The sequence below is a fragment of the Anaerotruncus sp. DFI.9.16 genome (genome assembly GCF_024461615.1).
GTDB classification, from domain to species: domain Bacteria; phylum Bacillota; class Clostridia; order Oscillospirales; family Ruminococcaceae; genus Anaerotruncus; species Anaerotruncus massiliensis.
In genome coordinates this window covers 1-11,083 of the sequence record NZ_JANFZX010000074.1, presented here as the reverse complement: position 1 = coordinate 11,083, position 11,083 = coordinate 1, and the positions used below count along the sequence as shown (strand labels likewise).

At 66.4% G+C, this 11,083-nt stretch carries 9 protein-coding genes; 3 read left to right on the top strand and 6 right to left on the bottom strand.

Annotated features, from left to right (window positions below; translation table 11 throughout):
* Positions 1-720: 720 nt before the first annotated feature.
* The gene (locus NE609_RS15765; protein WP_256153063.1) at positions 721-1,485 is read left to right on the top strand and encodes a hypothetical protein; all 765 of its coding nucleotides are present in this window, start codon (positions 721-723) and stop codon (positions 1,483-1,485) included.
* Positions 1,486-1,544: 59 nt separating this feature from the next.
* Positions 1,545-2,144, top strand: coding sequence for a hypothetical protein (locus tag NE609_RS15760; RefSeq protein ID WP_256153062.1), 600 nt, complete (start codon positions 1,545-1,547; stop codon positions 2,142-2,144).
* 61 nt (positions 2,145-2,205) lie between these two features.
* On the opposite strand, the gene NE609_RS15755 is transcribed toward NE609_RS15760, so the two are convergent.
* The gene (locus NE609_RS15755; protein ID WP_256153061.1) at positions 2,206-3,222 is read right to left on the bottom strand and encodes an ROK family protein; all 1,017 of its coding nucleotides are present in this window, start codon (positions 3,220-3,222) and stop codon (positions 2,206-2,208) included.
* Positions 3,223-3,342: 120 nt separating this feature from the next.
* Positions 3,343-4,419: a hypothetical protein gene (locus NE609_RS15750; protein WP_256153060.1), complete on the bottom strand. Its 1,077-nt coding sequence runs from the start codon at positions 4,417-4,419 to the stop codon at positions 3,343-3,345.
* Positions 4,420-4,586: 167 nt separating this feature from the next.
* On the opposite strand from NE609_RS15750, the gene NE609_RS15745 reads away from it, so the two are divergent.
* Positions 4,587-5,510 (top strand): diacylglycerol kinase family protein, encoded by a 924-nt coding sequence (locus tag NE609_RS15745; protein ID WP_121587676.1) that lies wholly within the window; start codon positions 4,587-4,589, stop codon positions 5,508-5,510.
* Positions 5,511-5,590: 80 nt separating this feature from the next.
* On the opposite strand, the gene NE609_RS15740 is transcribed toward NE609_RS15745, so the two are convergent.
* The 4 genes from NE609_RS15740 to NE609_RS15725 all read right to left on the bottom strand — a co-directional run bounded on the left by NE609_RS15740 (position 5,591) and on the right by NE609_RS15725 (position 10,824).
* Positions 5,591-6,712, bottom strand: coding sequence for a hypothetical protein (locus NE609_RS15740; protein WP_256153059.1), 1,122 nt, complete (start codon positions 6,710-6,712; stop codon positions 5,591-5,593).
* A gap of 102 nt (positions 6,713-6,814) precedes the next feature.
* Positions 6,815-7,546, bottom strand: a complete 732-nt coding sequence (locus tag NE609_RS15735) for a class I SAM-dependent methyltransferase (protein WP_256153058.1) — start codon at positions 7,544-7,546, stop codon at positions 6,815-6,817.
* A 399-nt stretch (positions 7,547-7,945) separates the two neighbouring features.
* On the bottom strand, positions 7,946-8,902 hold the full coding sequence (locus NE609_RS15730) for an AEC family transporter (protein WP_256153057.1): 957 nt from the start codon (positions 8,900-8,902) through the stop codon (positions 7,946-7,948).
* The gene (locus NE609_RS15725; protein WP_305144936.1) at positions 8,899-10,824 is read right to left on the bottom strand and encodes an ABC-F family ATP-binding cassette domain-containing protein; all 1,926 of its coding nucleotides are present in this window, start codon (positions 10,822-10,824) and stop codon (positions 8,899-8,901) included. The genes NE609_RS15730 and NE609_RS15725 overlap by 4 nt, the downstream gene beginning before the upstream one ends.
* Positions 10,825-11,083 lie beyond the last annotated feature (259 nt).

The window sequence follows — 11,083 nt, the reverse complement described above, 5'->3', positions numbered from 1 at the left end:
GAGGCTCGCCGGCAGAGGCATTGCGCCCGCGGCGCGGCGGCGGGCGGGATGCTGTCGGCTCGTCCGCTGATCCGTGAACCGGGCGCCGCCGGCTTTGGCCGCAGGCCAACCGGAGGCGGCGCGGGGTCGCAGGGGATTTGGCCGCAGGCCATCCTTATAGAGAATCCGGCCCGCAAGGCCGGGTCCGCGAAGCGGACTCAAGCCGGGGCCGCGGGGCGGAGCGCCCGCGAGCGGCCGTCGCGCGTAGCGCGCTCCGGGCATCCGCCGAAGGCATCCTCTCAAGATTCCGGTCCTTTAGGCCGGGTCGCATGGCGACTCCCTACGGGGAATCCAAAGGGGGCCTGTGGCCCTCTTTGAATGCGCGTCGCCGCTCTGCGGCGCTCGCCGCAGGCGAGGAGCGCATCTATGCCCGGGCAGGCCGCCTAAGCCCCTCGCGCCCTTCTTTGGTTCCTTTCTTGGGCGAGCAAGAAAGGAACTCGCTGTCGGTCGACCACCGACAAACCGCACCGCTTCATGAGCGGCGAATCTAAAACCGCCGTCGGCCGACTGCCGACAGGCCCTCCGCCTCCCGGGCGGAGAACCCAAGGGGTTCGGGGCAGGCCCCGGCAGCCCCTTGGAAAGTTTTAGGTCCTCCGCAGGAGAAAAGGTTGACATTCCCCGCCCTCTGCTGTATTATTGTATTGATAGAATAACACACATAACACAAGCGGAGGTATCTTGATGAAACGTGTTTTTGCAACCGCGGCGGCGGTTCTCTTCGCCGCGCTGACGCTCACCTCCTGCATGTTCCTCCCGCTCCATGCGGGCGGCTCTGCGGCAAGCGGAAATGCAAGAAGCGATGCTGGCGCGGCCGCCGGACCCGCGGAGGACGGAGCGGCTTCCGGGAGCCTCTTCGGCGCAGGGGAAGCCGCCTCCGAAGCGGGCGCGGCTTCTGCCGCGCCGGGGGACGACGGCTATGTCGCCGAGGCCAACCGGATCGCGATGGAGTTTGTCGACGGCCCGACCGGCCGCTACCTGAAGGGGGAGCTCTCTGAGGACGCGTTCAAGGCCGAGGCCGCCGCCGCGCGGGACGCCCTTCTGGATAACGCGCGGGAGGCGCTCACGGCGCTCGGCTTCTCGGGCGCGGAGCTGGAGGAGCTGATGGCGGCGGAGACCGAGATGATCGGCGACGTCTATCTCTGCGTCGAGGACGTGATGAGGCCGGCCAGAGAGCTGGCCGCGCTCGAGGGCGCCACCTACGGGGAAGACAACCCGTTCGGCGCGTTCAAGGACGTCATGGGCCCGATCGGCGAGCTGACCGCCGCCGGAAAAAAGTGGGCGGGCGTCCTCCGTGCGGATCAGGCGGCGCTCGAGGCGCTTGAAAGCCGGTATGCCGGGCGGCTTCCCGCGGGCTACCTCATTGCGCTGACCTCCAAGACCCAGGCCGACCAGTACGCGGACGACCTCGACATGGGGGATTTCTCCTCCCTCTTCCCGCAGGGTTGACCCTTCCCCGCGTGTGATTGAACCCAACCACCCCGCGCCACAGAATTGGAGGCTTTCCGATGAAACGCGCCACTCTGCTTTTGGCCGCGGCCCTCATTGCCGCGCTCTCCCTGACCTCCTGCGCCCACCTGAGGATCTCGACGCCCCAGCCCAACCAGGAGGTCCCCTGGAAGGACGAGACCGCCGCTGCGTTCGGGGAAATCACCGGCGGGAGCGTCACCTCCGCCGTGACCGACGGGGGGATCGGCGTGGTCACGCGCGATTCAAAGGTGCACGGGCAGGCGGCGGTCCTCTACCTTGACATGAAGGAGGACGCCGGCGTGTCCGTCTCCTGCCGGATCACCGGCGCGAGCCGGGCGGTCAGGCTCTCCTACCGGGCCCCCGACGGGAGCGTGACCACGCTGGCCGAGACGAAAAAGGAGACGGAGGCGGAGGAGGTTTCCCTCTCCCTCCAGGCGGGGCTCGGCGCGCTGGTGCTCGAGGGCAACGCCTCCTGCACCCTCCGGCTCACCGTGGCGGGGCTTGACCCCGAAACGGTCCGTTACGTCAACTCCCTCTCCCCCGGAACCCCCGGCGCGGAAAGCCTCCTCGACCGGGAGCCCGGGGAGAAGCTCCCCACGCTCGACGAGCTGGCGGAGGCGCTCGAATCCCTCCCCTGACCGCGAAAAATCCAAAACAGGCCGCGTATCGCACGATACGCGGCCTGTTTTTTGTCCGCCGTCAGCCGGGGAAAACGCCGTCGATGGCCAGCTCGGTGAGGCCCTCCATGTAGTTTTCCTCGAACTCGGTGGTGAAGTGCAGCTCGGGCATGCTGCCCGTGGGGTACTCCTGCGTGAAGTGGAAGCGCGGCACCGAGTGGGCCGGGAACCGCTCCCGCACGAACGCCCGGACCGCCTCGCGGTCGACGGGGATCTGCCGGTCGTGGCTGATCACGAGGAAGCGGGGGTTGACGACCGAGATGATCGCCGCCACCTGGCTTTTGATCTGGTCGGTCAGGCTCTCCTGCGGCGGCCAGACGTTGGCGACCTCGCCAGCGAAGCCCGAGAAGCCGTTGACGATCTTACCGTCCACGATGATCCCCGAGCCGGGGCCGGTGCGGTTCTGGAAGAGGTAGGCCATGCTGTCGTTTTTGAGCGACACCTCGATATGCCGCCGGAAAAAGCCGAACGCCATCGCGTTCACGTCGTTGACCGCCTCGACCGGGAGCTGGCAGCGCTTTTCAAGCTCGCCCGCCACGTCGCTCCCCACGAGGTAAAAGTCCGCCTGGGAGATGTAGAGCAGCCGTCCGTCGAGCACGGTGCCCGACATGCCCAGCTCGATCAGCCGGATGTTCGGAAACCGCCCGCGCACGTCGCTGACCAGCTCCGCCATCCGCGCGATGTGGGTCTGCCCCTCGACGGGCAGGCTCCCCTCCTCCTTCGTCCTGCGCGCGAGGTTGACCACCCGGTACTGGAGCCGGTCCATCGTCAGGATGATCGCCAGCACGTGGGTGTGGTCGTAGTTGAGGCGGTACTTTTCCCCGCTGCGCCCGCCGAGGGAATCCTCCTTGCCCGCGCTCTCTGCCTCCCCCCGCGCGGCCATGTCCGCCAGCACCTTGGCGACCGTCGGATGGCTGAGCCCCAGCCCGCCCGCGATGTCCATCTTGGTGCATTCGCCATATTCCATCAGGAACCGTTTGACCAGTTTCTCGTTGCTCTCACGCATGTCCGCCGCGCGGAAGCCCTCCATGTTCGCCATATTGCAAAGCCCCTTTCTAAAGACCGTCGGCTGTTGTGGGTTTCCTTCCGGCTTTAGGATAACACAATGCGGGAAGTTTTGCAATATATTTTCAAAATAATTTTCATAAATGTTTTGAAATCATTTTTGTTTTCTCTGCCCGTCCGCCCAGACCACCCCGCAGACCGCCCGCGCGCCCGCCTTTTTTGCCCCGCGCAGCGCTCTGCGGGCCTCCCGGGCGCTCTCCGCCGTCACCACAAGCCCGGCCGACAGCATCGCGGCCTCCCCCGCCTTTGCGACCGGGAAAAGCACCCGCCCGTACCGCGTCTCCGCCCAGAGCAGCAGGGCGGAGAGCGCCTCCGGCGGCGGGGCGGCGGGCCCCTCCCCCACCGGCAGCAGGTCCACCCCGGGCACCGGCCCCCGCGCCAGCAGGTCGGGCGGGTCGCACCGCCCGGAGAGCAGCTCCGACAGGCCGTCCCTCTCCGAGCCGGCCAGCAGCAGCACCCGCGCGTCCTCCCCGGCGAGCGCGCAGGCGACGCGCAGTTCCCCCGGCCCCAGCACCGCGAGGCGGCGCTCCCCGCCCGCGTATTCCCGCAGACGGGCCGCGCCCTCCCCCGCCAGCCCATGGACGAGCGGCGGACCGCCGGGTTCCCCCCGCGCGCAGAGGACGAGCAGCGTCATCGCCGCGCCGCAGAGGGCCGCGATTCCCGCGCAGGCCGCCGCGGGGGGCCCGTCCGGCCGGGAGGGCAGGCGCGCGGGCGCGGCGGTCACCGCGCTGCCGCCGCCCACCACCTCGGCGAGAAGGCCGGGGGCGTCCTCCGCGAGGGCGTTGGCGAAGGCCGCCGCCTCTTCGGCGGAGGGGGCGGACGCCTCGATCCGCACCACGCCGGTCCCGCCGAGCGCCGTGACCGACACCCCCCGCCGCAGCTCGTCGGGAGTCCCCGCGAGGCCGCACCGCGCCGCCGCGCCGGAGACCGCCTCGTCGCCCGAGAGCAGCAGGGCGCAGGTGTCCGCGAGCTTCTGCGCGGCGGAGAGCTCCCCCGCGCCCACCTCCCGCGAGGAGGAGACGTAGACGAGCGCCCGGGCGGTGTACCGCCCGGGCAGCAGGGCGAACAGCGCGTACCCGGCCACCCCGCAGGCGAGAAAGGCGGCCAGCAGCGCCCGCCAGCGCCAGCGCGCCGTCCGCCACAGTTCCCCAAACGTCAGCTGCTCACCCATGTCCGTCCCTCCGATGTCGAATCTTGTCGATATTGGTCTATACAGTCTTTTTTATTTTACCATATCCGGGGCGGGATTGGTAGGCCCGCTTGCCCGCCCGGTTGAACCGCGCGCGTGTTTTGGGTATAATAGGGGTGGATTTGATTCCCGCAAAAGGAGGCGGCCATATGGACAACCGGCGGATGCTCTTTCTCATCAACCCCCACGCGGGCAAGGCGGAGATTAAGGGCAAGGCGCTCGACCTCATCGACCTGTTTGTGCGCGGCGGCTGGGAGGTCACGGTGCACACCACCCAGCGGCGGCTGGAGATCGCCGACCTGCTCCCCCGCCGCGCCGGCCAATACGGGCTGATCGTCTGCTCGGGCGGCGACGGCACCCTCAACGAGACGATCACCGGCCTGATGCGCTGCCTCCCGGAGGGGCGGCCGCCCGTCGGCTACATCCCCGCCGGCACGGTCAACGACTTCGCCTCGAGCCTCGGCATCTCGAAGAACATGCACGAGGCCGCCGCGACGATCCTTTCCGGCGAGCCCTTCCTCTGCGACGTGGGCGCGTTCGGCGACCGCTATTTCAGCTACATCGCGGCGTTCGGCGCCTTTACCGACGTCTCCTACCAGACCCCCCAGCAGTCGAAAAACCTGCTCGGCCGCGCCGCCTATTTCCTCGAGGCCATTTTGCGGCTGCCCGCCGTCAAGGCCTACCGCATGTCCGTCACCCACGACGGCGAGACGGTCGAGGGCGAATTCCTCTTCGGCATGGTCACCAACGCCACCTCGGTCGGCGGCTTCAAGCTCCGGGCGGGCGCGAACATCTCGATGAACGACGGCCTGCTCGAGGCGGTCTTCCTGCGCAACCCCAAATCCGCGCTCGAGGCGCAGGCCCTCATCGGCGCCGTGCTGCGCCAGGAGTACGACTCGGAATTCGTCACCGCCTTCCGCACCACCCGCCTCACCGTGCGCGCAGAGGAGAAGGTCCCCTGGACCCTCGACGGCGAGTTCGGCGGCACCGCCCGGCAGGTGCGCATCGCCAACTGCCCCCGCGCCATCCGGGTGATCACCGCCCCCGCCAGGGCCCCGGCGGAGAACGCCTAGCGCGGCCCGCGACGCACGCCCCCCGACGCAAAAGGCCCCCCAAACGGGTTTCCGTTTGGGGGGCCTTGATCCGCCTCGCGTTATTTGGTCGTTGTCCTGACCCGTTTGTCCGAGAGGATGTAGGTGGTCAGCGTCCGGGTCTGGAGCTCAAAGGCGTCCTCGTCCGAATTGTAGTAGACGGTGCGGGTGATGTCCTTGAGGTTGCCCTTGCTGTCCGCCGTGTAGATGTAGACGTCCTCGGGGTCCACCTCGTCGTAGGCGAAGGGGTTGTTGAGCGAGAGGGTGGCGCGGCTGGTCGCGTCGATCGTCGCGGGGGAGAATTTGCGGATGACCGCGTCGGTGTTGCGGAACTTGTTGGAGAGCGCGGCGGTCGGCCAGCTCGTGGTCAGGCGCGCCAGGAATTTGCGGGGGTTGTTGTTCGCGCGGAAGGTGAGGGTCGCGACCGTGTCCGCCCCTTCAAAGGAGATCTCGTTGACGCTGTTGCGCTCCGGCTTGATCGTCACGCCCTTGGAGCCGACCTCGACCGTCGCGTCCCCCTCCTCCTGCGGATTGGCCACATAGAGGTTCCCGGTCAGGGTGAGCTTGTCGTTCTGCTTACCGTCGAAGAACCGCAGGTATTTGAGGGTGTTCACCGTGGTGCCGTTGTCGTTGACCGTCTGCACCTTTTCGAACTCCCCCTCGGAGACCTTGCGCTTGCCGTAGCAGAGGACGACCGGCTTTTTCGCCGTGAAGGTCGCGGTGAACTGGACCTTCACCTCCTCCGGGACCGCCGTGTCCGCCAGCTCGACCGCCAGGTAGGCGCGGCGCTCGCTCGTCTTGTAGGCGGCGTAGTCCTTGCCGGTCGGGTCCTGCTGGTTGGGGATGTAGACGGTCGAAGCGCCCGACGTGCCGGTCAGCTTCTTTTCGACCAGCTTGATCGATTTGATCAGCTTGCCGTTCGAGGTCTTGCGGGTGGAGAGGCGGAAGTTGGACGCACTGTCCACCCACGCCGCCATCGTCTCGGGCAGCGCGTAGTAGATCGTCTGCCCGGGAGAGACGGTGTCGTTCGCGTTGAACTGCCTGCCGTCCCCGTTGACCGGGTTGCCGGTGACCTTGTAGATCGCATACGACTGCGAGCCGGCCGCGGGGCCCGCGGCGAGCGCCGGGGCCGCGAGGGATAAAATCGTCACGGCCGCGAGGATTGCCGCCAATAATTTTTTCATCTTGATCGCCCTTTCTTCGGTGAGGTTTCACACATACAGTGTTCACACAACTGGAAATCACTGCATCGGTTTTCCCCTTCGGAAAGGAAATCTTCCGGCCGCTCAGTCCCGCCGCGCGGAGACGAGCAGCATCATCGGGCGGCGCATCTCGTCCTTCATGCCCGGCAGGCCGAGCATGTTTTCGGGCGGCTGCGGCTCCACCAGCCGCCGCACCGAAAAGCCCTCCTCCAGCAGGGTGTTCACATAGGTCGTCAGGGTGCGGTGGTATTTGGTCACCTTTTCGCCGAGGAAGACCGCCTCCCGCCTGCCCTCGTAATAGTAGTTGTCCACCGGGAAGTGCAGGATCTCCCCGTCCGGGCCGTAGTACCAGTCCTGCGTGCCCTGCGCGGTGAAGACCGGGTGCTCCACCGAAAAGACGAAGTCCCCGCCCGGCGTAAGCCAGCGGCGGATTTTTTTGACGAGCGCCGGCCAGTCCGCGATATAGTGGAAGGCCAGCGAGCTGAGGACAATGTCGAACGCGCCCTCCGGATAGTCGAGGTCCTCCATCGCGGCGCACTCGTAGCGCACGGCGGGGGAATCGGTCTTTTCCCGCGCCACCTCGAGCATCCTGTGCGAGATGTCGGTGCCGACCACCTCGGCCGCGCCGTGCTCCGCCGCCCAGATGCAGTGCCAGCCGTAGCCGCAGCCGAGGTCAAGCACCCGCCTGCCCGCGAAATTGGGCAGCAGCTTTTGCAGCGCGGGCCACTCCCCCGCCCCGTCGAGCCCCTTCTGCGAGCGGAACATCTCGCCGTATTTTTGGAAAAATAAATCGTCGTCATATTTATTTTCTTTCACGTAAATTCCTTCCTTCTGTTGAAAGGGGCCTTTTTCTCTTGCAAAAAGGCCCCTCTTGCCGCCCGCGGCGGCAATTCACCCGAAAAATGCGCTTCTCAGGATCAAGCTGCCGCTTGATCTCCGGCCTAAGAGCCGCCCTTCGGGCGGTTGGCCTCCGAAGCGCCTCGCTGCGGCTCGGTGTGCGAAGCGCGGCAAGGGGCTCCGCCCCTTGACCCCGCCGCCTTTTGAAAAAGGTGTCGCGAAGCGACGGCCCGGATGGGGTCACCATTTGCCCGCAGGGCAAGTGGCGGCGAAAACTTTGCGCGGGCGGGCGAAAACTTTGTCTCACGGACCGCGCGCGCGGCGGGCCGCCGCGGCCGGCCTGAATGAAGCGTTTTGAGGGGGTCCGGGGGAACTTTTTCAAAAGTTCCCCTGGGCCATCGCCCACTGTGCGAGCGAGGCGACGGCCGGGATGGTAAAGATCGAAAGCAGCGTCGACAGCGCGACGAGCTTGGCGCCGTACTGCGCGTCCCCGCCGAAGCGGGTGGGCATCATGACGGTGGAGATCGCCACCGGGCAGCTCACCGAGATGACCATGGCGAGCACGACGGTGGGCGCGCCGTCGAACCAGCCCGGCACCCGCGCGAGCAGCATGAGCCCGAGCATGACGAGCGGCAGGCCGACCAGCCGCACAAACGCGGTGAAATAGAGGCGCAGGTCCCGGAGGGTCTCCCCCACCGCGAGGTCGGCGATGAGAACGCCGGTGATGACCATCGGCAGCGGGGTGTTCATGCCCGAGAGGAAGCCGAGGGTGTCGAGCAGGAGCCCGGGCAGGCGGATCTGCAAAAGATAGAGCAAAACGCCGAGCGACGCGCCGAGCACGCCGGGAGAAAGCAGGATCTCCTTCCAGCGGATCCGGCCGTCCCGCCGCAGGAGCATGACGCCGTGCGACCAGATGTAGATATTGAAAATGCCGATGTAGATGGCGGCGAAGATCATGCTGTCCTCCCCCATCGCGGCGGTCATGAGCGGGATGCCCATGAAGCCGCAGTTGGAGCTGATCGCGCCCAGCCGGGCGACGGCGCTGCGGTCGTCGCCGTCCCCCCGGTGGGGGAAGAGCGGCCTGGTGAGCAGCGCGGCCAGGAGGTGGAAAACCGCGACAAGCAGGGCCGACACCGCGATGGAGGCGGCCATTTCGGGGTGGAAATCCCGCTGGAAGACATTGACGAGCAGCGAGGGGGTGATGATGAAGAGGGCGAAGTTGGAAAACTGCCGCGCCGACTCGACCGAAACGATCCCCTTTTTCCGGATAAAGACACCGATCGCCATGAGCAGGAACATGACCCCCACCTGCCCGGCCAGCTTCTGCGCGATCATTGGCGCCCCTCCGTTTCCGCGCAGAGCTCGGAGAGCTCCGCCCATTCCTCCATCAGCGCGGCGAGCGTCGCGCGGTTTTCCTCGATCTGCGCGCAAAGCCCGCTCACCCGCTGGTAATCGCTCGACACCTCCGGGTCCCCGAGCTGTTCCTGCGCCGTGTCGACCGCGAGCTCGAGATCGGAGATCTCCTGCTCCACCTCGCACAGCCGCTTTTTGCGCGCCACCTGTTCGGCGCGCTGCTTTTTGGTGCGGTGGAAGGCGTTTTCCGTTTTGGGCTTCTCCTCCCGCACCGGCCGTTCCGGCTGGGCCTCCCGGCGCTTCGCCCGGTAGCTCTCATAGCCGCCCTCGTACCAGACGAACCCCTGCGGGGTCATCTCGACGATGTGGTCGGGCATCCGCGAAAGCAGGTACCGGTCGTGCGAGACGGCCAGAATCGTCCCCTCGTATTCCATCAGCGCCCGGTCGAGCACCTCCTTGGTCGCGAGGTCGAGGTGGTTGGTCGGTTCGTCGAGCAGCAGGACGTTGCCGCCCTCGTACATCATGATGGCGAATTTGAGCCGCGCCTTTTCTCCGCCCGACAGCATCCCCACCTGCTTGTAGATCGATTCCCCCGTGAACCGCAGCCCGCCCAGCACGTTGCGCAGGTCCTGCTCATAGGTCGCGGGGAAGCGGTCCCACAGCTCCCCGATCACCGTTTTCTGCGGGTGCAGGTCGAGCTGCTCCTGCTCGAAGTAGGAGACCTTCGTGTTGCGGCCCCAGCGCACGCTCCCCGTCTCGGGGCGGAGCTTCCCGAGCAGCGCCTTCAAAAAGGTGGACTTCCCCACCCCGTTCGCGCCCACGAGCGCCACCTTCTGCCCCTTGAGCAGATCGAAATCCGCCCCCGCGCAGAGGATCTTGCCGTCCTCCCCCGCGCGCAGCGTCAGCCCCTCGGCATGGAGCACGTCCTTGACCGGCTCCTGCTCGTACCGGAAGGCCATCTTCACCGGCAGCAGCGGCGCGGGCGGCTTTTTGACCGGCTCCATCCGCTCGAGCATCTTTTCGCGGCTCTTGGCCATCGCCGCGGTCGTCGCGCGCACCTTGTTGCGCGCGATGTAATCGGTCAGCTTGGCGACGTTCTGCCGCTGCATCTCATATTCCTTGAGCTGCCGCTCGTAGAGCGCCTCCCGCGTGTGCATGTATTTGGTGTAGTTGCCCTTGTAGGCGGTCACATGCAGGTTGGCGACCTCCCACATCTTCGAGCAGATTTTATCTAAGAAATAGCGGTCGTGCGACACGACGACGAGCGCGCCCTTGTATTCCTGCAAATAGTCCTCCAGCCATTGGAGGGTCGGGAAATCCAGATGGTTGGTCGGCTCGTCGAGCATGAGCAGCCCCGGCTCGGTGAGCAGGAGCTTGGCGAGCGCGAGGCGGGTCTTTTCCCCGCCCGACAGCGTCCCGCAGACGGTGTCCATCTCCCGGTCCGCGAACCCCATGCCGTTTAACACCGTCTTGATCTTCACGCCGATGTTGTAGCCGTCGTTCGCTTCAAAATAGGCCAGCAGCCGGCCGTATTCCGCCGACAGGCCGGCATATTCCTCCGTGCCGTGGTTGGCATGCCGCTCCATGGCGGCCGCCAGCTCTTTGATGCGCGCCTGCGCGTCCAGCAGCGGACGGAACACCGAACGCATCTCCTCGTAGATCGTGTTCGCGCTGTCCACGCCGCTGTTCTGGCGCAGAAAACCGAGGGTCAGCCCGCTTTTGACCGCGCGCTCCCCCTCGTCCGGGCTCATATCTCCATTCAGCACATTCAGCAGGGTCGATTTCCCCGCCCCGTTCGCGCCGACAAGACCGATCCGGTCCCCCTCTTCCACCTTGAGGGACACCCCCATAAAGATGATCCTGTCGGCAAAGATCTTGCTGACGTTGTCCAGTGATAGCAGCATTTGGTTGACTCCTTTTTTGCCGCTCGCAGCGGCGGGGATTTCTTTGGTTTGCCGCTCGGGGAGCGGCGGAGCTTGCCGGGACCCGCCCCGGCGGCGGTTTTCAATTTGCCGCGCTGCGCCCGGCGGAGCTTAGACGGGAATTGCCGCCCGTGGGCGGCAAGAATCACTTGCGCGTTCCGCCGCGCGCCACGAGTTCCTTTTCGAACGGACGAAAAGGAACCAAAAGTCCGCCTAAGGGGGCTCCACCGCCCCCTTAGGG

Bases quoted from the DNA above. Each gene is read 5' to 3' on its own strand.
- NE609_RS15745 (WP_121587676.1), top strand. From the start codon at position 4,587: ATGGACAACCGGCGGATGCTCTTTCTCATCAACCCCCACGCGGGCAAG.
- NE609_RS15725 (WP_305144936.1), bottom strand. From the start codon at position 10,824: ATGCTGCTATCACTGGACAACGTCAGCAAGATCTTTGCCGACAGGATC.
- NE609_RS15760 (WP_256153062.1), top strand. From the start codon at position 1,545: ATGAAACGCGCCACTCTGCTTTTGGCCGCGGCCCTCATTGCCGCGCTC.
- NE609_RS15740 (WP_256153059.1), bottom strand. From the start codon at position 6,712: ATGAAAAAATTATTGGCGGCAATCCTCGCGGCCGTGACGATTTTATCC.
- NE609_RS15765 (WP_256153063.1), top strand. From the start codon at position 721: ATGAAACGTGTTTTTGCAACCGCGGCGGCGGTTCTCTTCGCCGCGCTG.
- NE609_RS15730 (WP_256153057.1), bottom strand. From the start codon at position 8,902: ATGATCGCGCAGAAGCTGGCCGGGCAGGTGGGGGTCATGTTCCTGCTC.
- NE609_RS15750 (WP_256153060.1), bottom strand. From the start codon at position 4,419: ATGGGTGAGCAGCTGACGTTTGGGGAACTGTGGCGGACGGCGCGCTGG.
- NE609_RS15755 (WP_256153061.1), bottom strand. From the start codon at position 3,222: ATGGCGAACATGGAGGGCTTCCGCGCGGCGGACATGCGTGAGAGCAAC.